The following is a 26,041-nucleotide window of genomic DNA, read 5'->3' on the forward strand; positions in this document are numbered from 1 at the left end:
TTGGATGTGAGCTTGCTGGTTTTTCAGAAATTGACATTGTCTTGGAAATGATCAGGTGCGCAGCAACTGTTCAATCCTGGAGCAGTCCAACCCGCAGTATTGGTGGCAATTACGTGGCAATGGGGCCATATGCTTCCTGGTGGTGCGTCCTGATAATGTTGTTGAACACAGGTTTGTGGCCAGGCATTCGAAATGATCGGAGGCTGACATGGATGGCAAATCACTTGTTGCGCGGGCCTGCCTGTTGGGCCTGGCAGCCTCGTTTTCCAGCGCGGCAGCAGCCGATCAGGCAAAACCCGTCAAGAAGGAAAGTGCAGCGCGACCAAGCCCCGAATCCTTGGTTGTCGACAAATGGCGCGGCACCTGGGACATCAAGGCGACAAGGCGTTGGCCGGAACCGGTGACCGCCGTCGATTATGTCGAAACCTACGAGTGGGTTCTCGACGGGCAGTATCTGCGTTCGGAGACTTCGCGCAAATCCGATGGCGGAAAAAGCATGTCAATGGTCTGGTTCGATATCAATACGAAGAATTATCGCTTCGTGATATTCGATTCAAACGGTATCGCAGTGGAGCTGCCACCCCCGACCTGGAGCGAAAGCACGCAAACCATGGAATGGCGGGGGGGATTGCTTTCCCCTGTCGCCTACACGGGGTATGCGACGTTCACGGATCCGGGCACGATTCGCTGGAAATCGCTGTTGAAGGACTGGAAAGGCACCGTTATCGTCGATATCGAAGGCACCAGCGTTCGCCGGAAGTAATCCGTCGCCATGCCGTCGTCACCCTATCTGCTCAACAGCGGTCTCCTTGTCCTCAGCGCAATCGTGCTGCTGACAGTGATGGCATCGACGTTGACGCTGATCGCGTCGACCATATTGTTGTGGCGCTATCGTCGAACCGTTGACCGTTTGATGTCGGCGTCGGCGGCCGGGTCCGACGAAGGGGCGCCAGGTCGTGCGCCGTTCGGGCAAGATGCGCCGCATGCTGCATTGCCGTCCGGAGCGGCCAGCTCTCCAGACCGGAATCTGGCCGAGCAGCGCTTTCGCCTGAGCGTCGACGAACCGTGGCGTTGCGCCCGTCGCTATGCCGTGGGCGGATTGCTGTTTGCCGCCGTTCTCGGCAGGGCGGCATGGCAGGCGTTCTCGCAGACGCAGATCAATTCCCTGAGCGCGGCGGCACACCACTACAGTTTCCTCTTCCTGATCTGGACCCTTGCCTGGCCCGTCGTGCTGACCACCAATCTGGTCGCCGCTTCTGGCTGGCGGAAGCGTTGTCTGGTCGTGCTGATCTACTTCTTCACGCTTGCGCTGCTCGGTACACTCCTCGTCACCACGCCCACGGAGGCTCCGGTCAGTCTGGGTGGAGTGAGTATTCCCGACTGGTCCGGCGAGACGCCGGTACGCCTGATCGCCAAATGGTCCCTGTTCAATCTGGCACCCACGCTATTGATCGGCGTGTTCCGGAACCGTCGCATCCGCGCGGTAGCACCTCTGGTCCTGGGCTTCATGACCGTTGTTTCCGCCGGCTTGCTTGGCGTGATGGCGGCAGTGTCGGTCTATTGGGAGTCGACCATCGCTGCCGTGACCGCCGTATCCCACTTCCTCGGCGTCGATGTTCTGTGGCCCTTCATCGGCTGTCTTTTGCTTCTGCTGGCCGTCAGCTGCATTCCCTCCGGCTTGCTTGGTTGGGGCCTGCTCGTCTGGATGCGCCGTGGCTACCAATGCAAGTCCGTCAGCGATCAATCGCTCGCCATCGATGCCCTGTGGCTGGTGTTCGCAATCTACTACGCAGCCATCCTGGCCTTTGCCGGTCCGGGCTGGGCGCTGGCCGCACTTGTAGCACTGCTGGTCTTCGGGATGACGGTGCGGATCGGCAACCGGCATGGTTTGTCCAACGTGGCGGGTGGCGAAACGGGACCGGCGCTGCTCGTGCTTCGCGTCTTTTCCCTGGGCCAACGGAGCGAGAAACTGTTCGAATTGGTCTCGAAGCAATGGCGCTATATCGGCAATGTCCAACTGATCGTTGGCCTCGACCTCGCCACGTCGACCATTGCCCCCCATCAATTTCTCGCCTTCGTCAGCGGCAGGTTGCCCTGGCTGTTCATGAACGGCCGCGCGGCGATCGAGCGCAGTGCCGGCCAGCTGGACAACCGGCGCGATCGGGACGGGCGGTTCCGGATCAACGATTTCTACTGCCATGCGGATACCTGGCGCGGTGTGCTGGTGCGGCTGGTTTCCGGAAGCGACGCGGTATTGATGGACCTGAGAAACTTTGCGCCGGGCAATGACGGCTGTGTTTTCGAAATCAATGCGCTGCTGAATACCGTGCCGCTTCAACGCCTTGTATTCGTCATCGATGCAACGACCGACAAGGCTTTTTTCAACCGGATCCTGGCCACGGCCTGTCGTGAGCTGTCTGCGGATTCGCCCAACCCAGGCTTGTTGCCGGATGCGGTGCAGCCGTTCGAACTTGCGTCGCTGCGGCAGGGCGCCCTTGAAAGCCTGCTCCAGCGTCTAAGCCTTGCGTCCGCGAGCGGAGTGCAGTCGCCGTCGGCGGCACCGGCCTGACGGGGCCGGTCTCGTATTGATCCGTGGTTCATCGACGCAGGCGGACGATCGAAGCGCCGTCTCGATTCCCGGCCTGGCCCTGAAACAGGAACCGGCCACGCGGGCCGGTTGCTCGGGGCTGCTGCGGTCGACGGCGTTTACAGGGCCAAAATCCAGTTCACCAGCAGGCGGGCGTTGCCTTCGGTGATGGCGACGGCGTTGGGCGGCATCGACAGCCCGCTGACCTTGCCTTTCCAGTGGCTGCTGTAGGGATTGGAGCCTTCGAGGACGACGCGGGTCAGGAATTCCGAGGCGCCGGGCTTGCCCTTGTATTGTTTTGCCACTTCGACCCAGGCGGGGCCGATCGGCTTCATGCCGTCGGGGCCGGGCTTGCCGGCTTCGATGCCGTGGCAGGTCATGCAGCCGCTGGTGCTGGCCAGCTTGAGCATGTCGGCGTCTTTCTTGGCGTCGGCCATGGCCATGGGGCTGGTCAGGCAGGCAGATATCAGGGCAATGGTCAAATAATGATGTTTCATGGCTTTACTCTCTTGATGATTGTGGTGTGAAAACTGGGTGATGAAACGGGATGGGGTGGCTCAGGCGGGCAGCGGGCTGCCCATTTCGACCAGGCCGCGCCGGGCGGCCAGATGAAGCAGTTTGAAATCGCTGTCGGCATCGAGTTTTTGCCGGATCAACGAGAGGTAGTTGAGGACGGTTTTCTGGCTCAGGTGCATGGAGTTGGCGATCCCGTTGGCCGATTCGCCGTGGACCAGCATGCGCAGGACTTCGAACTCGCGCGGGGTCAGGTGGTGCATGGCGGCATCGCCATCGACTGCCTCCTGGGCCAGGACGGCGGCGATTTCCGGCGAGAAGACGCGCTTGCCGAGGGCGATGCGGCGGATACCGTCGATGACTTCGTCGGGCTCGCAATATTTGGTGAGGTAACCGCGGGCGCCGCTTTTGAGGGCCTGGGTGACATGGCCGGCGCCATCGTGCATGGACAGGACAAGGACACGCAGGCGGGGGCAGCGGGCCAGCATGCCGCGGATGGCTTCGAGGCCGCTGCTGCCCTTGAGGCTGAGGTCGACCAGGGCGACGTCGGCGTGGACCCGCAGAACCAGCGCATTCGCCTCGTCGGCGCTGGCCGCTTCGCCGACCACCTCGAAATCTGGCTCGGCGCCGAGCAACCGGCGGTAACCGGTGCGGACGATAGCGTGGTCGTCAATCAGAATGATTCGGGTCATGTCTATTCTCCTGATATTGCCGCTACAACTGTGACAGCGGGATGGTTGCGCTCAGGCGCAGGCCGCCGCCGATCCGTGTATCGATGTCGAGCCGGCCACCTACCATTGCCAGTCTTTCTCGCATGCCAAGCAAGCCGCCGCAGCGGGAAGACCGGCTGGATGGCAGACCGATACCGTTGTCCTCGATGTCGAGCCGGACATCTCCCTCGGCCAGGGTGACGGTGACGGCGCAATGCCGTGACTGGCTATGGCGAACGACATTGGTCAGTGCCTCCTGAGTGATGCGGTAAAGGGTCAGGGCGGTGCTTTCGTCGATGTCTGGAAAGCGCCCGGGCAGGCTCAATGCAAATTCGATGCCGGTTTCGCGACCGCGCCAGCCGCCGACCAGTTCACGCAGCGCGTTGGCGATGCCGGCAGCGTCCAGACCATGCGGGCGGAGCGATTTGAGCATCGCGCGCAATTGCTCGCCGCTGGTCCGGATGTCGCGGCGCAGATCGCCGGCGCATTCAGCCACCGCGGCGGTATCGAGGCGGCCGGCATTGCGCGCCAGATGGGCGGCCGTAGCGTTGAGAGCGGTCAGGGTCTGGCCCATTTCGTCGTGCAGCTCGCGGGCCAGCGAGCGGCGTTCGTCCTCCTGAACCGAGATCAACTGGCGGGCCAGCGACTGCTGGGCCGCCCGCGCTTCGGCCAGAGCGGCGGCCAGTTGCTCGATGGCACCGGCGACACGGCGGAACTCGCGTAAGGCGAAGGCGGGCAGGGCGGGATCGTCTTCGCCCCGGGCCAGGCGGTGCAGGCCTTCTTCCAGCGCGCGCACCGGGCGCAGGGCGCGGTCGGCAGACCACCAGGCGACGAGCAGGGTTGCTCCAGAATAGAGCAGCAGGGTGATTAAAAGTCGAACAGTGTCATCCAGGCGCTCATCGATTTCGGAACGGGGATTGGGAGCGATGTAGAGCGTTTGTCCACCGATCCGGATTTCCCGTTCCATCGGCGCGGCAGGTGCCAGCCCAAGAATGGCGAGGAGAGGGTGTGCTGTGCCGGTGGGAGGCGGCTGGTTCCCGGTGCGGATGCGCAAGTGGCGGAATTGCGCCGAGGAGAGTTGCTCGGCGAGATTCGCCTCGCCGCTGCCAGTGGCGAGCAGGACGTTGACCAGGCGTTCCGAGGCATCGACTTCAGCCTGGATGTCGGCGCGCAGGGAATGGACCTGGATGACCAGGGCCATGGCCATCAGCCCGGCCAGCAACAGGCCGAGCGAACCGAGCAGGCGGCGGCGCAAATCCATGATTCTCCCGTTCGGGTGTTGTATGCCGGCTTGTCAGCAGGTTTCATACCTGTCACCGCGAACGCCGGGAATTTTTCCCGGAATGCCGGGGAGCAACTCCCGAGACAGGCGCGGTCGCCGCTTCCTACACTGGCTCGGCCTGTTGCCAAGGATGGGCCGCCCGGCCCGGGCGACAACGACTTTACCCTGGAGACATCTCAGAAAATGAAACCGAACAGCCTCAAATTCCGCCAGACCGTGCTCGCCACGCTGGTCGCTGCTGCCTGCAGCAGCCCGGCCATGGCCAGCAAGACCGTGAGCTGGGAAGACATCCTCAACGACGACAAGACGACGACCGACGTGCTGTCCTACGGCCTCGGCCTCAAGGCGCAGCGTTACAGCCCGCTGACCAGGATCAACACCAAGAACGTCGACAACCTGGTGCCGGCCTGGAGCTTCTCCTTCGGCGGCGAAAAGCAGCGCGGCCAAGAGGCGCAGGCCTTGGTGCATGATGGCGTGATTTATGTCACGGCTTCGTACTCGCGCATCTTCGCGATTGATGCGCGCAGCGGCAAGCGCCTGTGGGAGTACGAAGCCCGCCTGCCGGAAGATATCCGCCCATGCTGCGACGTAGTCAATCGCGGCGCCGCCATCTACGGCGACAAGATTTACTTCGGTACGCTCGACGCCAGCATCGTTGCCCTCAACAAGGATACCGGCAAGGTTGCCTGGAAGAAGAAGTTCGGCGATCACAAGATCGGCTACACGATGACCGGCGCGCCCTTCGTGGTCAAGGACCAGAAGAGCGGCAAGGTGCTGTTGGTCCACGGTTCGTCGGGCGACGAATTCGGGGTCGTCGGCTGGTTGTTTGCCCGCGATCCGGATACCGGCGAGGAGGTCTGGGCGCGGCCGATGGTTGAAGGTCACATGGGGCGCCTGAACGGTCAGGACAGCACGCCGACCGGTGATGCCAAGGCGCCGAGCTGGCCGGAAGGTCCCGACGGCAAGAAGGTCGATGCCTGGAACCACGGTGGCGGCGCCCCGTGGCAGACGGCCAGCTACGACGTGGAGAAGAACATGGTGGTCATCGGTGCCGGCAACCCGGCGCCGTGGAACACCTGGCACCGGACCAAGGAAGGCGACGATCCGCGCAACTGGGACAGCCTGTTCACCTCGGGCCAGGCCTATGTCGATGCCAGCACCGGTGAGCTGAAAGGCTTCTTCCAGCATACCCCGAACGATGCCTGGGACTTCTCCGGCAACAACTCGGTCGTCCTCTTCGAGTACAAGGATCCGAAAACCGGCAAGCTGGTTAAGGCCTCGGCTCACGCCGACCGCAACGGCTTCTTCTTCGTCACCGACCGCGAGAAGCTGACCAACGGCGCCGGCTACCCGAACAAGCCGACTTCGCTGATCGGTGCCTGGCCGTTCGTTGAAGGCATCACCTGGGCCTCCGGTTTCGATCTTAAGACCGGCAAGCCGATCGAGAAGGGCAACCGGCCACAGCTACCCAAGGATGGTGCAGAAAAGGGCGAGTCAATCTTCGTCTCGCCGCCATTCCTGGGCGGCACCAACTGGATGCCGATGAGCTACAGCCAGAAGACCGAGCTGTTCTACATCCCGGCCAACCACTGGGCGATGGATTACTGGACCGAAAAGCTGACCTACAAGGCCGGTAACGCCTACCTCGGCCAGGGCTTCCGCATCAAGCGACTGTTCGACGACCACGTCGGCACGCTGCGCGCCATGGATCCGAAGACCGGCAAGATCGTCTGGGAGCACAAGGAGAAATTCCCGCTCTGGGCCGGCACCATGACCACCGCCGGCGGCCTGGTGTTCACCGGCACCTCGGACGGCTACGTGAAAGCCTTTGACGCCAAGAACGGCAAGGAGCTGTGGAAGTTCCAGACCGGCTCAGGCGTGGTCTCCGTGCCGATCACTTGGGAAATGGACGGCGAGCAATACATTGGCATCCAGTCCGGCTACGGCGGCGCCGTGCCCTTGTGGGGTGGCGATATGGCCGACCTGACCAAGCAGGTGACGCAGGGCGGCTCGATGTGGGTGTTCAAGCTGCCGAAGGGGTTCAAGGGCTGAGCGTCAGCCGGCAGCGGGCGTACCGGGGAACCATTCCCGCCCCGGTATGCTGCCCGATGGAGACGGAACTGCATGGATTCTGTCTCCGTCGGTTGGCTTTGCCCAAGGCTGCCGGGCAAGCTTGCGAGCGAAGACGATGCGAACTGTTCATTTCATTTTTGCCCTTTTTTTCCCGTTGACCGCAGCGGTCGCCGAAGAAGCCGCCGATCCGCCAGTCATCGACGGCTGCGGCATCTGGCCGCACGCCCGGTGCAGCGGGGCCGATCTGCGCCACGCCAACTTGGCCGGCAAGAACCTGGCCGGGGCCGATTTTTCCGGCGCCAAACTGGCGCGGGCCAACCTCACCGGCGCCAACCTGGCCGGCGCCAATTTCGATGGCGCCGACCTGACGGCCGCCAAACTCAACAAGGCTGCCGCGCCGACGGCCACCTTTCGCGGCGCCAGGCTGGTCGGGGCAGATCTCGAATTCGCCCGCCTGTTCCGCGCCGATTTCAGCAATGCCGACCTGACCGGCGCCAACCTCGAAGCGGCCAAGGCCAATTTCGCCTGGTTCCCCGGCGCCAGATTGACCAACGCCAACCTCCAGGAAACGAAGATGTTCACCGTCAATCTGCGCGGCGCCGACCTTAGTGGCACTTACCGCCGCTTTACCGTTTTCCAGGATATCGACGCCGCGGGCTGCACCGGCTGCCCGACGGAATGGTGACGCCATGCGCCGCTTGCTGATTGCCCTGACCTGCCTGGCCGTCACCCACGGCACGCTGGCCGATGCCACCGAAACGGCCGTCGCGCCGACGGTCGACTACGCCAGCCTGCCGCCGCTCGGCGCCGCCTGGCTGGCTGCCAACCCATATCGCGGCCGCGAAGAGGCACCGCTCATCGGTCGCGCTGCCTACAACCAGGCCTGCGCCCGCTGCCATGGCGCCGATGCGTCGACCAACGCGGCGCCGGCGCCCGACCTGCGCAACCTCGACCGCGCCTGCCGGCGCATCGCCGATGCCGCCATCAAGGCCAAATGCATGGCCGACAACGACGCCTGGTTCGCCAAGTCGGTGCGCGGCGGCAAGATCATCGTCGGCGTCACACACATGCCGCCGTGGGACGGCGTGCTGCCGCAGGAACTGGCCTGGGCCATCCAGACTTTCATCGAATCGCACGTTGGAGCGCCAAAGTGATCTGCCACGGTCAACAGGGAAAAATGGCCAAAAATGAAAAACGGCGCGAGGGCCGAAGCCGTCGCGCCGTTTTGAGCAGGCGCTGCAGCGCCTGCCGTTGTGTCTGGTCAGCCCTTGTGCAGCTTGAACACCCAGACGGAACCGCCCTGTTCGAGGTAGTTCACGCGCTTGGCGACGTCGCCGCCCCACAGCGGCACGGCACCGCCCCAGCCGGAAACGACGCCGACGTATTGCTCGCCGTCCTGTTCCCAGGTGACCGGGGGGGCGACGATGCCGGTGCCGGTCTGGAATTTCCACAGTTCCTTGCCGGTCTTGGCGTCGAGCGCCTTCAGGAAGCCTTCCGGGGTGCCGTAGAAGACCAGGTTGCCGGCCGTGGTCAGCGCGCCACCCCAGAGCGGGGCGTAGTTCTTGTGTTCCCAGACCATCTTGCCGGTCGTCGGGTCGAAGGCGCGCATGGTGCCGATGTAGTCGTCGTTGAGCGCCTTGATGGTGAAGCCGGCGCCAAGGTAGGCCGCGCCCTTCTTGTAGGAAACCGGCTCGTTCCAGATGTCCATCGCCCACTCGTTGGCCGGCACGTAGAAGAGGCCGGTCTGCGGGCTGTAGGCCATCTGCTGCTGGTTCTTCCCGCCGAGGAAGGAAGGCGCCGAGAAGACGACCTTGCCCTTCTTGCCATCCGCATCGGCGCTCGGGTCGCCGGGGCGGCCTTCCTCGATGTAGTTCGGTCGGCCGGTCTTGAGGTCGATGCCGGTGGCCCAGGTGATCTTGTTGACGAACGGGAAGGCGTTCAGCAACTTGCCGTTGGTCCGGTCGTTGACGAAGAAGAAGCCGTTGCGGTCGGCCTTGCCGCCGGCCTTGACGATCTTGCCGTCCTTGCCCTTGTAGTCGAAGGAGACGAACTCGTTCACGCCGTCGAAGTCCCAGCCGTCATGCGGGGTGTTCTGGTAGTGCCAGGCGATCTTGCCGGTATCCGGGTCGATGGCGACGGTGGATGACGAGTAGAGGTTGTCGCCCGGGCGCAGGTGGCTGTTCCACGGCGCCGGGTTGCCGGTGCCGGCGAAGATCAGGTTGGTATCCGGATCGTAGGTGGCGCCGTTCCAGGTGGCAGCGCCGCCGGTTTCCCAGAGGTCGCCGGTCCACGAGGCGTTGGTCGTGCCGGTGATGCCGTTCTCCACCTTGTTGCCCTCCTTGTCCCAGAGGTAGCCCATGTGGCCCTCGACCGTCGGGCGCGTCCACACCATCTTGCCGGTCAGCGCGTCGCGTGCGTCCATGCGGCCGACGATGCCGAACTCGCCGCCGGAAACGCCGGTGATGACCTTGCCCTTCACGATGATCGGGGCGGCCGTGTACGAGTAGCCGGCGGCGTAGTCGCCGAGCTTTTCCTTCCACACGACCTTGCCGGTTTCCTTGTTGAGGGCGACCAGCTGGGCGTCGAGCGTGCCGAAGATGACCAGGTTGCCGTACAGCGCGGCGCCGCGGTTGATCACGTCGCAGCACGGCATGATGCCGTCCGGCAGGCGGTGCTCGTACTTCCACAGCTTCTTGCCGGAGGCGGCGTCGATGGCGAACAGGCGGCTGTACGAGGCGGTGACGTACATCTTGCCGTCGTGGATGACCGGCTGCGATTCCTGGCCGCGCTGCTTCTCGCCGCCGAAGGACATCGACCAGACCGGCACCAGATTCTTGACTGTCTTGGCGTTGACCGCAGTCAGCGGGCTGAAGCGCTGGCCCTGGGTGCCGAGGCCGAAGCTGACGACGTCGCCGGGGGTCTTGGCGTCATTGACGATGTCGGCGTCGGTGACTTCCTTGGCCATTGCCGGGCTGCCGGCAACGGCCGCGGCGGCAAGGAGCGCGATGGTAAGCGCGTGCCGCTGGGGGAGGGTATGACTGTGCATGGATGGTCTCCTTGGTTTATCCATTGATCCCGCTGCGGACCGACACAAGCGCGCCGGCCGCCGCAACGGGACGAGATGTCGGGAGGCCGCCTTCCATTCCCTGAACCGGCCCCCGGCAGGGCAGCGGTTCTGCAAGGGCTGTGCCAAGAACTCCAGGCGGCGTGCCCGCGCGCTGCCGTCAGGGGGGACGGCAAATTTCGCCGGCCAGGGATGTTCCACCCGGCCGCGGGCAGCGCTGCTTCAAATGTCACCACCTGTTCCAAACTTGCACAGCGCGGCTGCTGCGGTCGACCCGCGGGGCGGGGCAAAAATGCCCGCCGGCCCGCGGCACCGGCCGCCGGCGGCGATCGCCCGTCTTTGGCACGCGGTTTGCAGCCGTTCTCGCCAGACGCCCCGAGAGGCGAGAGGAGACGAGATGAAATTCCCCCTGACCATGGCCGCCATTGCGCTGGCCGCGCTGATGCCGCCGGCCGATGCCGCGGCCCTGCAGGAAAGCGGCGACCCGCTGGCCTCGGCACGCTGGGCCGAGATGGCAAGGACCTTCCTCGCCGGAGCGCCGGTTCTCTTCGACCCGCGCGTCAAGGTCATCGCTCCCTCGACTGCCGAGAACCCGCTGCAGGTGCCGGTCACGGTCGACGCCACGGCGCTGCCGAAGGTGCAGGAAGTGGTGGTCTTCGCCGACTTCAATCCGATCGTCCAGGTGCTGCGCTTCTTTCCCGAAGGCAGTGACGCCTACCTCGGCTTTCGCGTCAAGCTGCAGCAATCGACGCCGGTGCGGGCGGCGGTGCGCACTGCCGATGGCGTCTGGCATGTCGGCGGCACCTGGGTGACGACGGTCGGGGGCGGCTGTACCGCGCCGTCGGCGGCGGCCGCTTCGCGGGAATGGCAGCAGCGGCTCAACGAGGTGAGCGGTCGCCAGTGGCCGGAAGGGCCGAATGCCGGGCGGGTCCGCCTGCGCATCGTGCATCCGATGGATACCGGGCTGGTCGCCGGCACGCCGGCCTTCTTCCTTGAGGAGATCGCCGTCGCCGACGCAGCCGGCCAGCGCCTGATGCGCGTCCAGACCTTCGAGCCGGTCGCCGAGAACCCGGTGTTCACGCTGCATCGCGGGGCGACCGCCGGGCCGGTCGAAGCCAGCGGCCGCGACAACAACGGCAACACCTTCCGCGCCAGGATCGCTCCGTGAAACGCTGGATCGGCCCGGCCCTGAGCCTGTTCGCCGGCCTGGCGAACGCCGCCGGCTTCGATTACGCGCTGCGGGCGCAACCGGTGGCCCCGGACGTCTACGCCTTCATCGGTCGCAGCGAGGATTTCACGCCGGCCAACGGCGGCAACATCGTCAATACCGGCTTCATCGTCGCGCCGGGCGGCGTCATCGTCATCGACAGCGGCCCGTCGCGGCGCTACGGCGAGCAGATGCGCGCCGCCATCGCCGCTGTCACGCCGCAGCCGCCGGTGCTGGTCATCAACACCCACCATCACCCGGACCACTTTCTCGGCAACCAGGCCTTTGCCGACCTGCCTGCCGGCGCGCTGGCCGCGACCCGTCAGGGCATCGCCGCCGAGGGCAATTCCTACGCCGAAAACCTCTTTCGCCTGACCGGCGACTGGATGAAAGGCACCGACGTGCTGGCGCCGACCCGGACACTGGTTGGCGGCACGAGCGAGATCGCCGGCCGCCGCCTGCGCCTGCTGGCACTCGCCGGCCATAGCGGCGCCGATCTTGCCCTCTACGACGAAGCGAGCGGCGTGCTCTTCGCCGGCGACCTCGTCTTCAACGGCCGCGCTCCGACCACACCGCATGCCGACCTCGCGCACTGGCTGGCGGCGCTCGACCGGCTGGAAGCCATTACCCGCGAACCCGGCTTCATGCAGCTGGTGCCAGGTCACGGTGCGGTCGCCGGCGATGCGTCAGCGCTCCGCCAGACCCGCGCCTGGCTGGTCTGGCTGCAACAGAGCCTGCACGATGCCGCCGCCGCCGGGCTGGACATGAACGAAGTGCTGGCCCGCCCGCTGCCGCCGGAATTCGCCGATCTGCCGGTGGCGGCCAGCGAATATCGCCGCTCGGTCGGTCACCTCTTCCCGGCTGCCGAGCAGGCGGTGCTGCAATGACGACGGTTGCGGTCGACCGGCGTTTCTGGGCGATTTTCGGCCTGTCGCTCGTCATTCACGCCGTCGCCCTGGCGCTGCTCAAGACCAGGGAACGGCCGGCTGTCCTGCCGACGATCCTGGCCAGCCTGCGCCTGGTCGCCACCCCCCCCTCCGGATCGACGGCCGCGCCGCCCCCGGCGCCCGCGCCGGCCGTCGTCCCCCAGCAGGCGAGGCAGCTTCCGCCACGTCGCGAGCACCGGCCGGCTCGCCATGTGGCGGAGGCTGCTGCGCCGCCAGTCCCGGCCATGCCGGCGGCGGCCACAACGGCAAATTCTGCTGCGACGTCGTCAGTCGCCCACACCGCTCAGCCAGTGGCCGAAGCGCCGGCGGCACCGCAGGTCGCGCAGGGCAGCCTGCTCGACGCCTACCGCCAGCGCCTGACCGAACTGTTTGCCGGCCACCAGCAATACCCGGCGGTCGCCGCTCAGCGCGGCTGGGAGGGCGAGGTGCGCCTGCGCCTGTGCGTGGCGCGCAAGGGCAATCTGGTTTCCGTCCACCTCGACCGTTCGAGCGGCTTCGCGGTACTCGACCAGCACGCGCTGGCCATGCTCGACCGGCTCGCCAGCCTGCCGCCGCTGCCCGAAGGGCTGGAGGCCAGCGAGATCCAGGTCGTCGTTCCGATCAACTACCGGCTCAGGAGAGCAACATGAAGCAACCAGAAAACAGGCAGCGCGCGGTGCTGGCGCTAGCGCTCGCCACCGCCTGGGGCGCGGCGGATGCCGGCGAAACCGCCATCGAAACGCCGCGCGTCGAGATCGTCGGCACGACGCCGCTGGCCGGCATCGGCGTGCCGCGCCAGCAGATTCCGGCCAATGTCCAGTCGGCCAGCGGCCAGCAGATCGAGGAACAGGAAAGCCTCAACCTGCCGGACTTCATGGTCCGCCAGCTGCCCGGCGTCAATATGAACGAGGTGCAGGGCAACCCCTTCCAGCCCGACGTCAATTACCGCGGCTTCAGCGCCTCGCCGCTGCTCGGCACGCCGCAGGGGCTGTCGGTGTACGTCGATGGCGTGCGGGCCAACGCGCCCTTCGGCGATACGGTCAACTGGGATCTGCTGCCCACTTCCGCCATCGCCGGCATGGACCTCATCCCCGGCTCGAACCCGTTGTTCGGCCTCAATACCCTGGGCGGCGCGCTGGCCATCCGCACCAAGAGCGGGTTTACCGACCCCGGCGCCAAGATCGAGGTTTCCGGCGGCAGTTTCGCCCGGCGCAACCTGGAACTGGAGTACGGTGGCAACAGCGGTTCGCTCGGCTGGTACATGGCGGCCGACTGGTTCAAGGAAGACGGCTGGCGCGATTACTCGGGATCGGACGTCAGGCAGTTCTTCGGCAAACTCTCGCACAAGAGCGCCGCCGGCGAGGCCGACCTGACGCTGACCCGCGCCGTGACCAGCCTGACCGGCAACGGCCTGGTGCCGGATTCGATGTACGCTGCGCGCCGCGCCCAGGTCTTCACCCATCCCGACACCACCGAGAACGACCTCACCCAGGTCGCGCTGAACGGCCGCCTGTGGCTGAGCGACACGACCAGCCTGAGCGGCACCGCCTATTTCCGCCGGATCACGACCAAGACGCTGAACGGCGACGTCAATGACGAGTTCGAAGACGGCCCCTTCGATGGCGTGTCGGACCAGGATTCCGGCGCCTACAACCGGACGCAGACGACGCAGCGGGGCAGCGGCGCATCGCTGCAGTGGAACCTGAGCGGCGAACGCCACCAGCTGGCGCTCGGCGCCTCGCTCGACTACGCCAGCATGGATTTCACGCAAACGCAGGAATTAGGGCTCATCGACGCCAGCCGGGGCATTTCGCTGCTCGGGCCGGCGGTCGACCAGAACGCGCTGAACGGCACGACGCGCACCACCAGCCTCTACCTGTCCGACACCGTGACGTTGACGCCGAACCTGCACCTGACCGGCTCGGCGCGCTACAACATGAGCCGCGTCACGACCCACGACGAACTCAACCCCAACCCGCCCAACCTCGACGGCGACCACAGTTATTACAAGCTCAACCCCGCCCTCGGCCTGACCTGGCAGGCGCTGCCGACCCTCAATGCCTACGCCGGCTTCAGCCAGGGCAACCGCGTGCCGACGCCGATCGAACTGGGCTGCGCCGACCCCGCCAACCCGTGCACCCTGCCCAACGCGATGGCCGCCGACCCCTACCTGAAGCAGGTCGTCGCCCAGACCCTGGAGGCCGGCGTGCGCGGCCAGCTGGTCGGCGGCATCGCCTGGAGCGCCGGCGTCTTCCGCACCGTCAGCAAGGACGACATCCTGTTCGTAGGCACCTCGACCAGCGCCGGCTATTTCACCAACTTCGGCGAGACCCGCCGCCAGGGCCTTGAACTTGGCCTTTCCGGCAGCCAGCGCACCATCGACTGGCGGATCGGCTACAGCTACCTGCAAGCCACCTTCCAGTCGAGCGCCTGCCTGCTCTCGGAGAACAACAGTTCGCGCGGCACGGCACCGGAATGCACGGCCAACGGCCAGGACGACGAAATCCTCGTCAAGCCGGGCGACCGCATCCCCGGCCTGCCGACGCACAGCCTCAAGCTCGGCCTCACGTGGCGGGCCGCCGACTGGCTGCGCATCGGCGGCGACGTCCAGGCTTACTCCGGCCAGTACGCGCGCGGCAACGAAAACAACCAGCATCAGGCCGGCGAGGCGACTGACGCCTTCGGCAATACCCGCAGCTTCGATGGCGCCGGCCGCCTGCCCGGTTATGCCATCCTCAACCTCTTCGCCGAAGCCAACCTCGGTGCTGGCTGGCATGTCTTCGGCAAGATCAACAACGTCTTCGACCAGCGTTACGGCACGGCGGCGGCGCTGGCCGAGAACCCGTTTGCCGGCAACGGCGCCTTCCGGTCCGATTCCGGTACCTGGCGGCATGAAACCTTCCTGGCGCCCAGCGCGCCGCGCGCCGCCTGGATCGGCCTGCGCTACACCTTCGGCGGCAAGTGACCATGCCCGGCCGCCACCAGCTCAGCCTGCACACCCGCATCAGCCTGGTGCTGACCGGGCTGGCCGCCGCTTTCCTGCTGGCGCTGGCCGGGCTCTGGCTGCAGGGTGCGCGCACCGGCATCCATGAAGAAGTCGAGGCGGCGAACCGCGTCTCGCTGCAATGGCTGAAGGCGCTCACCGCTGAAATGCAGGGGGAGCCGCCGGCGGCGCAGGCCGAGCGGGTGCTCGGCACCGTCCGTCCGCTCGGCCGCATCCGCGCCAATGCGCTGGAAGTCTTCGCCGCCGACGGCCGCCTGCTGTACCGTTCGCCGCCGCCGACCTACAAGGCCGGGCGCTCGGTGCCGGGCTGGTTCGCCGCCGTGCTCGCCCCCGGTTTTGCCCCGCGCGCGCTGGAAGTCGGCAGCCTGCGCCTGGTGCTGACGCCGGATGCCTCGCGTTCGCTGATCGACGCCTGGGACGACCTGCTGGCGATGGCCGGCTGGGCGCTGCTGCTGCTCGCCGCGCTGTTCGCCGCCACGCGCCGGGCGCTCGACCGTGCCTTGCGCCCGCTGGCTCAGGTCATGCTGGCCCTCGACCGCACCGGCGCCGGTCGCTTCGATACCCGCCTGCCGGTCTTTGCCACCCCCGAACTGGGCAGGATTTCGCGCGCCTTCAACGGCATGGCCGACCGCCTGGTGGCTGCGGTCGACGCCAACGTACAGCTCGAAACCGAGCGCGAGGTCAGCGAGCACCTGCAGGCCCGCCTCGAAGCGCAACGCCGCGTCATCGCCCGCGAACTGCACGACGAACTGGCCCAGGGCATCACCGCCGTGCGCGCCTTGGCCGGCGCCATCGTCCAGCGCAGCGCCGGGCTGCCGGCGGTGCACAGCCCGGCCCAGGGCATCGTCGCCGTCACCGGCGAGCTGCAGGACGGCGTGCGCGGCATCCTGCATCGCCTGCGTCCGCCGGCCGGCGGCCTGGCGACGACCCTGGAACGCACACTGGTGGCCTGGCAGTTGCAGCACGAAGAGATTGCGCTGGACAGCCGGCTGGCGCTCGGCGCGCAGGCGGTCGGCGACGAGGTGGCGCAGGCCGTCGTCCGCATCGTCCAGGAAGGGCTGACCAACGTCGTCCGCCATGCGCGGGCGAGCAGGGTCGAACTGGACATCCGCTGCGCCGGCGGCGCGCTGCACGTTGCGCTGCGCGACGACGGTCGCGGGCGCGACGGCCGGCCGTCGCCGCAGGCCGGCAGCGGCCTCGGCCTGACCGGCATGGGCGAGCGCGTCGCCCTGCTCGGCGGCGACCTGCGTTTCGAGAATCCTGCCGGCGGCGGCTTCGCGCTGCATGCCCGGCTGCCCCTGGCCATTCCTGTGGAGGAAACACCATGAACAACGCCCTGCAAGGCATTCGCGTCCTGCTTGCCGACGACCATGCGGTGGTCCGCCTCGGCTTTCGCCTGCTCCTCGAAGGCGCCGGCGCCGTCGTCGTCGGCGAATCCGCGGACGGCGAAAGCGCCGTCCGCCGCTATGCCGAATCGACGCCCGACGTCGTCGTGATGGATGTCTCGATGCCGGGCATCGGCGGCCTCGTGGCGCTCGAACGCCTGCTGGTCTGGGATGCGAAGGCGCAGGTGCTGATGCTCTCGGCGCACCACGACGACGTCGTGCCGGTGCGTGCGCTGCGCCTCGGCGCCCGTGGCTACCTGTGCAAGCGCGCGGCGCCGGAGGAATTCCTGCGCGCCGTTGGCCAGGTGGCCCGCCGGCAACGCTACCTCGACCCCGAACTGGCGCCGGCGCTGGCGCTGGCCCAGTTCTCGGGTTCGGACAACCCGGTCGAGACGCTGACCGAGAAGGAACTCGCCGTTTTCCTCAAGCTGGCCGAGGGGCGCTCGGTCAACGACGTGGCGGCCAATTTCTGCCTCAGCCCGAGCACCGTCGGCACCCATCTCTATCACATCAAGCAGAAGCTCAACGTGCAGAACGCCGCCGAACTGACGCTGGTGGCGCTGCGCAACGGGCTGATCGAGGCCTGAGTGGACGGCGATCCGTTCTTTCCCGCCAGCCCGGCGCATTACGCCCGGCAGATGGCGGTCGGCGATGGTCATGTCGTGTATGTGGAGGAGTGTGCTGCGGTCGACGGCCTGCCGGTGCTGTTTTTGCACGGTGGACCGGGCAGCGGCTGCACGCCGTTCCAGCGCCGCCTGTTCGACCCCCGGCACTTCCACGCCATCCTGCTCGACCAGCGCGGCTGTGGCCGCAGCCAGCCGCTTGGCGCCCTTGCCGCCAACACCACCAGGCATCTGGTGAGCGATCTCGAATACGTGCGCGAGGCGCTCGGCATCCCGGCCTGGATCGTCTTTGGCGGCTCATGGGGTAGCCTGCTGGCGCTCGCCTACGCGCAGACTTTTCCGGAGCGCGTGCTGGGCCTCGTCCTGCGCGGCATCTTTCTCGGCTCGCGCGCCGAGATCGCGGCCTATGTGCAGGGCAGCCACGGCACCGCGCCCGCCGCCTGGAAAACCTTCGCCGGCGCGGTGCCGGCCGCCGAGCGCGGCGACCTGCTCGCCGCCTACGCCCGGCGCATTCTCGGCGACGACCCGCGCACCGCTGGCGTGGCGGCGCGCGCCTGGCTCGACTACGAGCGGGCGCTGATGGGCGAGCCGCCGCTGGCCGCCGCGCCGAGCGCGGTGCAGATAGCCAAGGCGCGCGTGCAGCTGCATTACCTGAGGCGCGACTGCTTTCTCGTCCCCGGCCAGCTGCTCGCCGGCATCGACCGCGTGCGCCACATCCCGGCGGCCATCGTCCAGGGCATGGCCGACCCGGTCTGCCCGCCGGCGATCGCGAAAACGCTCTACCGTGCCTGGCCCGAGGCGACCTGGCGGCCGGTGGCCGGCGCCGGCCACGGCGGGATGTCGCCGCCGATCGCCGGGGCCTGCATCCAGGCTCTCGGCTGGGTAGCGGCTTCGGTCGCCGGGTAGGGCGGCGGGGCAGGGCGGCCGCCGTCTCGCAAAAATCATGAGCCGCGATTCCCGATTTCCCCGGCGCGCCGGGGTGCCCGATGACCAACAATGAACCATCGCCTCGCAGTCGTCGAAAGGAAGATCATGCCCAAGGAACAAAACGGTCTCAGTCTGGATGGTCAGGGCAAGCCACTCTGGCTGGTCCTCGAACTGACCTATCGCTGCCCGCTGAAATGTTCGTGGTGCAGCAATCCGCTCGATTTCGAGGATTACGGCAGCCGCGAGCTGAGCACCGAGGAATGGAAAAGGGTGCTGCGCGAAGGGCGCGAACTGGGCGCGCTGCAACTCGGCTTCACCGGCGGCGAACCCCTGCTACGCGACGATCTGGAAGAGCTGGTCGCCTACGCCAGCGAAATCGGCTTTTACACCAACCTGATCACCTCCGGCATCGGCCTCACCGAAGAACGGCTGCTCGCCCTCAAGGCGGCCGGTCTGAAGCATATCCAGTTGTCCCTGCAGGCGATTCAGCCCAAGCTGACCGACGCGCTGGTCGGCGCCCGGGCGCATGCCCTGAAGCTGGAAGCGGCGCAGCTGATCAAGAAACACCATTTCCCGATGGTGCTCAACGTCCCGCTGTTCCGGCAGAACATCGGCGAAATCGACGGCCTGCTGGCCTGGGCGGTCGATCTCGGCATCGAATACATCGAGTTCGCCAACATCCAGTATTACAACTGGGCGCTGATGAACCGCGAGGAACTGATGCCGTCGCTGGCCCAGGTTCGCGAGGCCGAGCGCGTGGTGAACGACTGGCGCGGCCGGCTCGGCAATGCGATGACCATCTATTTCGTCATCCCCGATTACTACGAAGGCCGGCCGAAAGCCTGCATGAACGGCTGGGGGGCGATCCACTTGACCATCGCGCCGGACGGCGTGGCGATGCCCTGCCAGGAGGCGCGGGTCATTCCCGGGCTGGAATTCGAAACGGTCCGCGACAGGTCGCTGGACTGGATCTGGCACGACTCGCCGCTGTTCCGCAAATATCGCGGCCTCGACTGGCTGCCCGAGCCATGCAATTCGTGCGACGAAAAGGAGCGCGATTTCGGCGGCTGCCGCTGCCAGGCCCTGCTGCTCACCGGCGACGCCGCCAATACCGACCCGGCCTGCAGCAAATCGCCGCACCACCGGATGATCCAGGAGGCGGTGGCGCAGGCGGCCAAACCTTTGCGCTTCCACAAGCCGCTGGTCAAACGCTGGGCCGGCGCGGTATCGACCGACTTCATGGAGGCCTGAAGACGATGCATCACCCCTACGACACCGCGACCGGCACCATCGCCCTCGGCATTGCGCTGACCGTCGTGCTGGTCCTGCTGCTGCGCCAGCTGCCGGGCTGAGGCCATGGACGGCGCGCTGCTCGACCTGCTCGCCCGCTGGGCGCACTTCCTCGCCGGCGTCATCTGGATCGGCCACAACTATTCGAGCGTCGTCCAGCGCCCGAGCTGGCGGCCGCTGCAGGCGAGCGACCTGGCCGATGCCGGCAGCCCGCGCCTGCAAGCAGTGATCAACCGCGAACACGGCACTTTTCGCTGGGCCTCCGTGGTGGCGTGGAGCGCCGGCATCTACATGCTCTGGCAGCGCGGCTGGCTGCCCGGCGCCATGACCCTGCAGGGCGGTCTGGCGCCGATCGGCCTGGGAACGTGGATCGGCACGCTGATGCTGCTCAACCTGTGGTTCGTCCTCTGGCCGCACCAGAAGAAGGTGCTCGGTCTGCAGCCGGCCAGCGTCGAGGAAAGGCTGCGCTGCTCGCGCATCACCCATCTTTCGTCGCGGACCAACACCATGCTGTCGATCCCGCTGCTCTTCTTCATGGCGGCCGGCAGCCACGGCGGCGTCCTGTTCGGCTGAGCGGCATGGCCTGGAACTTCGCCGCCGGCCCGGCCCGCCTGCCCGATGCGGTGCTGGCGCAGGCGGCTGCAGAAATCTTCCGGCGCGGTGCCGACGGCGCCTGCGCCCTCGAACGCCCGTTCAGCGGGCCGGATTTTCGCGCGCTTCTGGCCCGCGCCAGGCAACGACTGGCTGAATTGCTCGCATTGCCGGCCAATTACCGGATCCTCTTCCTGGCCGGTGGTGCCATGCAGCAGTTCTCGATTTTGCCGCTGAATCTCTGTCGACCGCAGCAACGCGCCGCCTACGTCAATCGCGGCTACTGGTCAGCGCGGGCGATGGCCGAAGCCAGCCGGCAAGCCGATACCATCGAGTTCTTTCCACCCGCCGATGGCGTCTGGGCGCTCCCGGCCGACTGCGCCTATTGCCACATCACGCCGAACGAGACCGTCGATGGCAGCGCCTGCGCCAGCCTCCCGGAAACCGGCGCCGTGCCGCTCGCCGCCGACTGCACCTCGTCGTTCCTGACCGCGCCGCTGGCCGTCGACAAGTTCGGCTTCATCTACGCCAGCGCCCAGAAAAACATCGCCCCAGCCGGGTTGACCGTGGCAATCATCCGCGATGACCTGCTCGAACGCAGCCCGGCCGACTTGCCGGCGCCGTTCTCCTATCGCCGCCAGGCGGAGGCCAACAGCTGCGTCAACACGCCGCCGATGTTCGCCATCCAGATGGCGGCGCTGGTTTTCGACTGGATCGCCGAGCAGGGCGGCCTGACGGCGATGGCAGCCGCCGGCCGGCGCAAGGCGGCGCGGGTCTATGGCGCGATCGACGGCAGCGGCGAGGTTTTCGTCGCGCCGGTTGCGGTCGACCAGCGTTCGCCAGTCAATATCCGCTTCCACCTCGCCGATTCCGCCCTGACCGAAACCTTCATTAGCGAAGCCGCCGCCGCCGGCCTGCACCACCTGCGCGGCCATGCCCATTTCGGCGGGCTGCGCGCCAGCCTCTACAACGCCATGCCGGAAGCCGGCGCACAGGCGCTGGCCGGGTTCATCACCGACTTCGCGCGGCGCCGCGGATGAACGCGCCCGGCGCGCTGCCCTGGCTGGCCCGGCCCGGGTTGGCCGGCGGCATCGACAAGGACGGCAGCCGGGCGGCGGAACTGCTTGGCCTGGGTTTCGGCAGCGTCGAATTCGGCTCGGTCACGGTGCACCCCGTCGCCGGCTCGAATCCCGGCCTTGCCGCGCTGGTCGCCCGGCTCAGCGCGCTCGACCGTTCAGCCCCGCAACGTACCGCGATTGGCATCGGCCTCGGGCTGCCGCCCGAAGCCACCGCCGAAACCCTGGCCGACGAATGGCAGGCCGGCCTCGCCGCCGCCTGGCCGGTGGCCGACTACGTCAGCCTGAATCTGAGCGCCAGGGCCAACCAGCGCTTTCTCGCACCAGTCCACCGCCGCACCTTGCTCGCCGCCCTGCGCACCGTCGCCGCCTGCCGCGATCGATTGGCCGAAGCCGGCCGCCGCGTGCTGCTGGCAATCAAAATCCCACTGGCCGAGGCGGCAGGGCTGCTCGAAACCATGACCGAAACCGGCTTTGCGCAACTGACCGTCGTCCGCCCCGATCACCGTGCAGGCTTTGACGAATTGGCCGACTTGACCGGCGGCATTGGGCGACCAGCGCTGGTCGCAGTCGGTGGCATCCGCAATGCTGCCGATGTCGCAGCCGCCCGTGCCGCAGGGGCGGCCGGTGTCCAGCTTCATCGTCTATTCATCGAACACGGTGCCGGGTGTCTGGCGCACCTGACTTGATTGTCGACGGTTGAAGCCTATCTGCAGCCTGAAAATGTAATGGTCATCTGGCAACATTCGGCCAGTGCCTGCCGTATGCCTCTGCCATGGAGCAGCCATATAAGTTTCTGAGGCCGGCAATGCGTTTCAGCGATCGATCAGTCGGACCCGGGACATCAGGATTCCACCGGCAACGAGAAAGACACCCAGCGAAACCATGGCCATCCGCTGGCTCCCGGCAACGGCGCTGACGGCGCCGAACAACAGCGGCCCGAGCGCCGATGACGCCCGGCCGGCCAGTGCGTGAAAGCCGAAATACTCCGCAGTCCGATCAGTCGGGATCATGCGTGAGAACATGCTGCGGCACAGGCTTTGGGTCGATCCCAGAACCAGCCCGAGAACGATCACGATGGCCAGCGGCGCATATTCGCCGTCGGCCCAGCCCATCAGGGCGAGTACCACGGCCCAGATCAGCAGCGTGACATTGAGCGCCCCGCGCTGACTCCAGCGGTCGCCAAGCCAGCCGAAGAACATGGTCGCCGGAATGGCGATCAACTGGAAGGCCAGCGAATACATCAGCACCTGCTGCACGCTCAGGCCGAATGTCGTCTTGAAAAAGATTGCCGCGAAAAAGATGACCGTGACCATGGCATCGTTGAGCAGATAGTAGGCGAGCAAAAATTTCGGTATCTCGCGCTCGTTTCGCCAGTTGCAAATGGTTGCCCAAATCTGCCGATACGGGCGAATGCTGCGCGTGTTGCGGTCGACCCTGATTTCTCGAGGAAATCGGGAAATCGCTGCCAGCCCGACCACCAGCAGAAATACGGCCGTCACCAGAAATGCCTGGGCAAAATGGGATTCATTGCCGGGTACGATGCCACCGCGAATGAACGGAAGGCAAAGCAGGAAACAGGCGATCCCGCCCAGATAGCTCAAGCCCCAGCCAATGCCGGAGATGCGCGCGGAATTTTCAGGTGTCGAAATTTGCGGCAGATAGGCGTTGTACAGGGCTCCCGCCAGCAGTGAAGCCAGTTGGGCAACCGCGAACAAGGCGATGCCCGACGCGATATCGCCCTGTTCCAGCGTGACCATCAAGGCCGTTGCCAGACCGCAGGCAATCGTTGCTGCGGCCAGCCAGGTGCGGCGGTGACCATGACTATCGACAACGGCGCCGAGCCACGGGCTGATCAATCCGGCGGCGATTAGCGGCAAGGCGACGGCCAGCGACCACAGCCCATCCGCCAGCGGGTGTGCGGCAGCAATGAACGAGGTGAAGTAAATCGCATAGCCGACCGCCGGAATCATCAGCCCGTAACCATGCGCGGCGACGTCATAAAGCACCCAGGCGCCAATGGTGCCGCGCGCGGTGTGGCTTCCGGAAATCCTCACGATTTTGTCTTTGTCTCAGGTGCCGCGGGATTTTGAGGATTTGCTTTGGAGCCGAGATGGGTCGCCAGCAGCGCGTTCTCGCGTTCAACAGTTTCAGCTTCAACTTCGCGCAATCGCGCCATGAATTCCCGCGCGGCTGCAGACAAACTGCGATCACGCTTGGAGATGAACCCGTAGTTGGTATGCATCCAGGGCAAGTGACAATCGAGGATCACGAGATCTCCAGCCAGGAGCTCACGCTCGATAGCGCCGATGGTCATAAGAAGTATGGCATCGCATCCCATCGTGATTCGCCGCGCAAGGCTCATCGAATCGATCGTCACTGCCGGAAGAAAGTGCCCGGTATCCTGGTCGATCCTGCCGCCTGCCTGCCCCTGCGCCAGTATTCCTGCCAGGGCGGGCGGGAAGACGGTGCCGACCAGCGGGTAGGCAAGTATTTCTTCCAGGGTCAGTCCGCGCCTGCCGGCAAGTGGATGTTGCGGACGGCAGCAAAAGAATCCGGCGTGAACCGGTAGCGCCTCAAGCGTGAGGCGTTGTTCATCATGCCATTCGCGGATGTCTGCGACGCCCAGGTCAAAGCTGCCGCCCAGGATGCGATTGACGATCGCCAGCGGGCTGGCAGTTTCCACCCTGATCTGCAATTTCGGATAGGCGGCAATCAGCCGCGAAACCGCCGGTCCGACAGAAATCTCGAAGGGAAACGGTCCGGCGCCGATCGCCAGTTCGCCAATTTCGATCCCCTGCATCAACCGGATCTCGCGTTGCAGTTCATTCTCCTTGGCGACGATCTCCCTGCCGCGTTCGAGAATGAGGCGGCCATAGGCGGTTGGTTCCACGCCACCACTGGTCCGGTCGAAGAGTTGCACGCCCAGTGTCTCCTCGAGGTTGGAAATGCTGCGCGATAGCGCGGGCTGGGAGATATGCAACGATTCGGCGGCACGGGCGAAATTGCGGTGCTTGGCCAGTGAAAGCATCTGTCGCAACAGTTTGATATCCAGGCTCATGCAGAAATGTTATCACCGCAATCAAATCATTGCATGAAACGTAATTCGATTCTTATGTTCTAGTAATACACCGACCGTTGAGCGGTTAATTTCGTTAGTTCATCGAGGAGAGGTCCATGAACAAATTTACATGGCGCCGGGTCGCAAGCTGGCTCGTGGCGTCAGCGCTGGCGTTCATCGCGGCATCACCCGCGTTCTCTGCGGAAAAAAAACCCAATATCCTGGTCATCTGGGGCGACGACATCGGCACCTGGAACATCAGCCACACCAACCGCGGCATGATGGGCTACAAGACGCCGAACATCGACCGCATCGCCAAGGAAGGCGTCGGGTTCACCGACTACTACGCGCAGCAGAGTTGCACGGCGGGCCGCGCGGCCTTCATCAGCGGCTCGGTGCCGGTGCGTTCCGGCATGACCAAGGTCGGCATGCCCGGGGCCAAGGAAGGCTGGCAGAAGAGCGACGTCACCATGGCCACGGTGCTGAATAGCCAGGGCTATGCCACCGGCCAGTTCGGCAAGAACCACCAGGGCGACCGCGACGAGCATCTGCCCACCATGCACGGTTTTGACGAATTCATGGGTAGCCTCTACCACCTGAATGCCGAGGAAGAGCCCGAGAACCGCGACTATCCGCGAGACATGAAGCTGCCCAATGGCAAGACCTTCCTGCAGACGTTCGGCCCGCGTGGCGTGATCAAGTCCAAGGCCGACGGCAAGGGCGGCCAGACCATCGAGAACCTGGGTCCGCTGACCAAGAAGCGCATGGAGACCATCGATGAGGAATCGCTGGCCGCGGCGAAGGAGTTCCTGACCCGCCAAGCCAAGGCAGGCAAACCCTTCTTCGTCTGGTGGAACGCCACCCGCATGCATTTCCGCACCCATGTGAAGCCCGAGCATATCGGCATCTCGGGTCAGGATGAATACAGCGACGGCATGGTCGGTCACGACATGCAGGTGGGCGAGTTGCTCAAGCTGGTCGACGAACTTGGCCTGGCCAACGACACCATCGTCATGTATTCCACGGACAACGGCCCGCACTACAACACCTGGCCCGATGCCGGCACCACGCCTTTCCGTGGCGAGAAGAATTCGAACTGGGAAGGCGCCTTCCGCGTACCGGCCTTCGTCCGCTGGCCCGGGCATTTCCCTGCCGACACGACGCTGAACGGCATCGTCTCGCACGAGGACTGGCTGCCGACTTTTGCCGCCGTCGCCGGCGCCCCCGACATCAAGGAAAAACTGCTCAAGGGCACGACGCTGAACGGCCGCAGCTACAAGAACCATATCGATGGCTACAACCTGCTCGATTACCTGAGCGGCAAGGTCAAGGAATCACCGCGCAAGGAATTCATCTATGTCGGCGACGACGGCGCCGTGATGGCCATTCGTGTGGGTGACTGGAAGGCCGTCTACCTGGAGAACCGCGCCCACCAGCTGGACGTGTGGCGTGAGCCCATGGTTCATCTGCGCTTGCCGCTGCTGTTCAATCTGCGGCGCGATCCGTTCGAAAAGTCGCAGCATAACTCCAACACGTATCACGACTGGATGATTGACCGTGCCTTTGTGCTGATCCCGCTGCAGGCCGTGGCCAGCAAGTTCCTGATGACCTTGAAGGACTACCCGCCCAGCCAGAAGCCAGGCGACTGGAGCCTTGATTCGCTGGAGAAGCAGATCAAGGGCATGACCACTGCAGGCAAATAAGTTGATCGACAGCGGGGCG

Annotated in this window: 23 protein-coding genes; 17 read left to right on the plus strand and 6 right to left on the minus strand. The window is 65.8% G+C overall.

Going from position 1 to position 26,041, the window contains the following annotated elements:
- Nucleotides 1-208 precede the first annotated feature (208 nt).
- Both GH660_RS07730 and GH660_RS07735 read left to right on the plus strand, forming a co-directional pair.
- Nucleotides 209-763, plus strand: coding sequence for a DUF1579 family protein (locus GH660_RS07730; RefSeq protein WP_153146059.1), 555 nt, complete (start codon nucleotides 209-211; stop codon nucleotides 761-763).
- Between the two features lie 9 nt (nucleotides 764-772).
- On the plus strand, nucleotides 773-2,569 hold the full coding sequence (locus tag GH660_RS07735) for a hypothetical protein (protein ID WP_153146060.1): 1,797 nt from the start codon (nucleotides 773-775) through the stop codon (nucleotides 2,567-2,569).
- A gap of 137 nt (nucleotides 2,570-2,706) precedes the next feature.
- Here the strand turns inward: GH660_RS07735 and GH660_RS07740 are convergent, their stop codons facing one another.
- The 3 genes from GH660_RS07740 to GH660_RS07750 are packed head-to-tail and all read right to left on the minus strand — an operon-like array spanning nucleotide 2,707 to nucleotide 5,071.
- Nucleotides 2,707-3,084 carry a c-type cytochrome gene (locus GH660_RS07740; protein WP_153146061.1) on the minus strand — a complete coding sequence of 126 codons (378 nt, stop codon included), beginning with the start codon at nucleotides 3,082-3,084 and terminating at the stop codon, nucleotides 2,707-2,709.
- Between the two features lie 60 nt (nucleotides 3,085-3,144).
- On the minus strand, nucleotides 3,145-3,792 hold the full coding sequence (locus GH660_RS07745; RefSeq protein ID WP_194266252.1) for a response regulator transcription factor: 648 nt from the start codon (nucleotides 3,790-3,792) through the stop codon (nucleotides 3,145-3,147).
- Nucleotides 3,793-3,814: 22 nt separating this feature from the next.
- Entirely contained in the window at nucleotides 3,815-5,071 is a 1,257-nt protein-coding gene (locus tag GH660_RS07750; RefSeq protein WP_153146062.1) for a sensor histidine kinase, read from the minus strand.
- A 204-nt stretch (nucleotides 5,072-5,275) separates the two neighbouring features.
- Between GH660_RS07750 and GH660_RS07755 the strand changes: the two genes are divergently transcribed.
- The 3 genes from GH660_RS07755 (at nucleotide 5,276) to GH660_RS07765 (ending at nucleotide 8,319) form a co-directional block, all read left to right on the plus strand.
- On the plus strand, nucleotides 5,276-7,144 hold the full coding sequence (locus GH660_RS07755) for a methanol/ethanol family PQQ-dependent dehydrogenase (protein ID WP_153146063.1): 1,869 nt from the start codon (nucleotides 5,276-5,278) through the stop codon (nucleotides 7,142-7,144).
- A gap of 136 nt (nucleotides 7,145-7,280) precedes the next feature.
- The gene (locus tag GH660_RS07760; protein ID WP_153146064.1) at nucleotides 7,281-7,850 is read left to right on the plus strand and encodes a pentapeptide repeat-containing protein; all 570 of its coding nucleotides are present in this window, start codon (nucleotides 7,281-7,283) and stop codon (nucleotides 7,848-7,850) included.
- A gap of 4 nt (nucleotides 7,851-7,854) precedes the next feature.
- On the plus strand, nucleotides 7,855-8,319 hold the full coding sequence (locus GH660_RS07765) for a c-type cytochrome (RefSeq protein WP_153146065.1): 465 nt from the start codon (nucleotides 7,855-7,857) through the stop codon (nucleotides 8,317-8,319).
- A 107-nt stretch (nucleotides 8,320-8,426) separates the two neighbouring features.
- On the opposite strand, the gene GH660_RS07770 is transcribed toward GH660_RS07765, so the two are convergent.
- On the minus strand, nucleotides 8,427-10,211 hold the full coding sequence (locus GH660_RS07770; protein ID WP_153146066.1) for a PQQ-dependent methanol/ethanol family dehydrogenase: 1,785 nt from the start codon (nucleotides 10,209-10,211) through the stop codon (nucleotides 8,427-8,429).
- A gap of 415 nt (nucleotides 10,212-10,626) precedes the next feature.
- Between GH660_RS07770 and GH660_RS07775 the strand changes: the two genes are divergently transcribed.
- The 11 genes from GH660_RS07775 to GH660_RS07825 all read left to right on the plus strand — a co-directional run bounded on the left by GH660_RS07775 (nucleotide 10,627) and on the right by GH660_RS07825 (nucleotide 21,947).
- Nucleotides 10,627-11,397 carry a quinoprotein dehydrogenase-associated SoxYZ-like carrier gene (locus tag GH660_RS07775; RefSeq protein WP_153146067.1) on the plus strand — a complete coding sequence of 257 codons (771 nt, stop codon included), beginning with the start codon at nucleotides 10,627-10,629 and terminating at the stop codon, nucleotides 11,395-11,397.
- A complete protein-coding gene (locus tag GH660_RS07780; protein WP_153146068.1) occupies nucleotides 11,394-12,323 on the plus strand; it encodes a quinoprotein relay system zinc metallohydrolase 1 in 930 nt (309 codons plus the stop codon). Before GH660_RS07775 ends, GH660_RS07780 begins: the two co-directional genes overlap by 4 nt.
- The gene (locus GH660_RS07785) at nucleotides 12,320-13,012 is read left to right on the plus strand and encodes an energy transducer TonB (protein WP_153146069.1); all 693 of its coding nucleotides are present in this window, start codon (nucleotides 12,320-12,322) and stop codon (nucleotides 13,010-13,012) included. Before GH660_RS07780 ends, GH660_RS07785 begins: the two co-directional genes overlap by 4 nt.
- Nucleotides 13,009-15,327: a TonB-dependent receptor gene (locus tag GH660_RS07790; protein ID WP_153146070.1), complete on the plus strand. Its 2,319-nt coding sequence runs from the start codon at nucleotides 13,009-13,011 to the stop codon at nucleotides 15,325-15,327. Before GH660_RS07785 ends, GH660_RS07790 begins: the two co-directional genes overlap by 4 nt.
- A 2-nt stretch (nucleotides 15,328-15,329) precedes the next feature.
- Nucleotides 15,330-16,694, plus strand: coding sequence for a HAMP domain-containing protein (locus GH660_RS07795; RefSeq protein WP_153146071.1), 1,365 nt, complete (start codon nucleotides 15,330-15,332; stop codon nucleotides 16,692-16,694).
- On the plus strand, nucleotides 16,691-17,338 hold the full coding sequence (locus GH660_RS07800; protein WP_153146072.1) for a response regulator: 648 nt from the start codon (nucleotides 16,691-16,693) through the stop codon (nucleotides 17,336-17,338). The genes GH660_RS07795 and GH660_RS07800 overlap by 4 nt, the downstream gene beginning before the upstream one ends.
- Complete coding sequence (gene pip, locus GH660_RS07805; RefSeq protein ID WP_153146073.1) at nucleotides 17,339-18,280, plus strand: prolyl aminopeptidase; 942 nt, start codon at nucleotides 17,339-17,341, stop codon at nucleotides 18,278-18,280.
- 90 nt (nucleotides 18,281-18,370) lie between these two features.
- The gene (gene pqqE / locus GH660_RS07810; protein WP_228276398.1) at nucleotides 18,371-19,552 is read left to right on the plus strand and encodes a pyrroloquinoline quinone biosynthesis protein PqqE; all 1,182 of its coding nucleotides are present in this window, start codon (nucleotides 18,371-18,373) and stop codon (nucleotides 19,550-19,552) included.
- 105 nt (nucleotides 19,553-19,657) lie between these two features.
- A complete protein-coding gene (locus tag GH660_RS07815; protein ID WP_153146074.1) occupies nucleotides 19,658-20,164 on the plus strand; it encodes a urate hydroxylase PuuD in 507 nt (168 codons plus the stop codon).
- Between the two features lie 5 nt (nucleotides 20,165-20,169).
- The gene (gene serC / locus GH660_RS07820) at nucleotides 20,170-21,222 is read left to right on the plus strand and encodes a 3-phosphoserine/phosphohydroxythreonine transaminase (protein ID WP_153146075.1); all 1,053 of its coding nucleotides are present in this window, start codon (nucleotides 20,170-20,172) and stop codon (nucleotides 21,220-21,222) included.
- The gene (locus GH660_RS07825) at nucleotides 21,219-21,947 is read left to right on the plus strand and encodes a dihydroorotate dehydrogenase (protein WP_153146076.1); all 729 of its coding nucleotides are present in this window, start codon (nucleotides 21,219-21,221) and stop codon (nucleotides 21,945-21,947) included. Before serC ends, GH660_RS07825 begins: the two co-directional genes overlap by 4 nt.
- A gap of 126 nt (nucleotides 21,948-22,073) precedes the next feature.
- Here the strand turns inward: GH660_RS07825 and GH660_RS07830 are convergent, their stop codons facing one another.
- Nucleotides 22,074-23,315 (minus strand): MFS transporter, encoded by a 1,242-nt coding sequence (locus GH660_RS07830; RefSeq protein ID WP_153146077.1) that lies wholly within the window; start codon nucleotides 23,313-23,315, stop codon nucleotides 22,074-22,076.
- Complete coding sequence (locus GH660_RS07835) at nucleotides 23,312-24,319, minus strand: LysR family transcriptional regulator (protein ID WP_153146078.1); 1,008 nt, start codon at nucleotides 24,317-24,319, stop codon at nucleotides 23,312-23,314. The genes GH660_RS07830 and GH660_RS07835 overlap by 4 nt, the downstream gene beginning before the upstream one ends.
- Before the next feature lie 116 nt (nucleotides 24,320-24,435).
- Between GH660_RS07835 and GH660_RS07840 the strand changes: the two genes are divergently transcribed.
- The gene (locus tag GH660_RS07840) at nucleotides 24,436-26,022 is read left to right on the plus strand and encodes an arylsulfatase (RefSeq protein ID WP_228276399.1); all 1,587 of its coding nucleotides are present in this window, start codon (nucleotides 24,436-24,438) and stop codon (nucleotides 26,020-26,022) included.
- Nucleotides 26,023-26,041: the final 19 nt, after the last annotated feature.

It is taken from the genome of Dechloromonas sp. H13, assembly GCF_009469615.1.
Taxonomy (GTDB): Bacteria; Pseudomonadota; Gammaproteobacteria; order Burkholderiales; family Rhodocyclaceae; genus Azonexus.

What these genes read in the sequence shown, in the direction of transcription:
- GH660_RS07730 (WP_153146059.1), top strand. Translation starts at nt 209, where the DNA reads ATGGATGGCAAATCACTTGTTGCGCGGGCCTGCCTGTTGGGCCTGGCA.
- GH660_RS07735 (WP_153146060.1), top strand. Translation starts at nt 773, where the DNA reads ATGCCGTCGTCACCCTATCTGCTCAACAGCGGTCTCCTTGTCCTCAGC.
- GH660_RS07740 (WP_153146061.1), bottom strand. Translation starts at nt 3,084, where the DNA reads ATGAAACATCATTATTTGACCATTGCCCTGATATCTGCCTGCCTGACC.
- GH660_RS07745 (WP_194266252.1), bottom strand. Translation starts at nt 3,792, where the DNA reads ATGACCCGAATCATTCTGATTGACGACCACGCTATCGTCCGCACCGGT.
- GH660_RS07750 (WP_153146062.1), bottom strand. Translation starts at nt 5,071, where the DNA reads ATGGATTTGCGCCGCCGCCTGCTCGGTTCGCTCGGCCTGTTGCTGGCC.
- GH660_RS07755 (WP_153146063.1), top strand. Translation starts at nt 5,276, where the DNA reads ATGAAACCGAACAGCCTCAAATTCCGCCAGACCGTGCTCGCCACGCTG.
- GH660_RS07760 (WP_153146064.1), top strand. Translation starts at nt 7,281, where the DNA reads ATGCGAACTGTTCATTTCATTTTTGCCCTTTTTTTCCCGTTGACCGCA.
- GH660_RS07765 (WP_153146065.1), top strand. Translation starts at nt 7,855, where the DNA reads ATGCGCCGCTTGCTGATTGCCCTGACCTGCCTGGCCGTCACCCACGGC.
- GH660_RS07770 (WP_153146066.1), bottom strand. Translation starts at nt 10,211, where the DNA reads ATGCACAGTCATACCCTCCCCCAGCGGCACGCGCTTACCATCGCGCTC.
- GH660_RS07775 (WP_153146067.1), top strand. Translation starts at nt 10,627, where the DNA reads ATGAAATTCCCCCTGACCATGGCCGCCATTGCGCTGGCCGCGCTGATG.
- GH660_RS07785 (WP_153146069.1), top strand. Translation starts at nt 12,320, where the DNA reads ATGACGACGGTTGCGGTCGACCGGCGTTTCTGGGCGATTTTCGGCCTG.
- GH660_RS07790 (WP_153146070.1), top strand. Translation starts at nt 13,009, where the DNA reads ATGAAGCAACCAGAAAACAGGCAGCGCGCGGTGCTGGCGCTAGCGCTC.
- GH660_RS07795 (WP_153146071.1), top strand. Translation starts at nt 15,330, where the DNA reads ATGCCCGGCCGCCACCAGCTCAGCCTGCACACCCGCATCAGCCTGGTG.
- GH660_RS07800 (WP_153146072.1), top strand. Translation starts at nt 16,691, where the DNA reads ATGAACAACGCCCTGCAAGGCATTCGCGTCCTGCTTGCCGACGACCAT.
- pqqE (WP_228276398.1), top strand. Translation starts at nt 18,371, where the DNA reads ATGAACCATCGCCTCGCAGTCGTCGAAAGGAAGATCATGCCCAAGGAA.
- GH660_RS07815 (WP_153146074.1), top strand. Translation starts at nt 19,658, where the DNA reads ATGGACGGCGCGCTGCTCGACCTGCTCGCCCGCTGGGCGCACTTCCTC.
- serC (WP_153146075.1), top strand. Translation starts at nt 20,170, where the DNA reads ATGGCCTGGAACTTCGCCGCCGGCCCGGCCCGCCTGCCCGATGCGGTG.
- GH660_RS07825 (WP_153146076.1), top strand. Translation starts at nt 21,219, where the DNA reads ATGAACGCGCCCGGCGCGCTGCCCTGGCTGGCCCGGCCCGGGTTGGCC.
- GH660_RS07835 (WP_153146078.1), bottom strand. Translation starts at nt 24,319, where the DNA reads ATGAGCCTGGATATCAAACTGTTGCGACAGATGCTTTCACTGGCCAAG.
- GH660_RS07840 (WP_228276399.1), top strand. Translation starts at nt 24,436, where the DNA reads ATGAACAAATTTACATGGCGCCGGGTCGCAAGCTGGCTCGTGGCGTCA.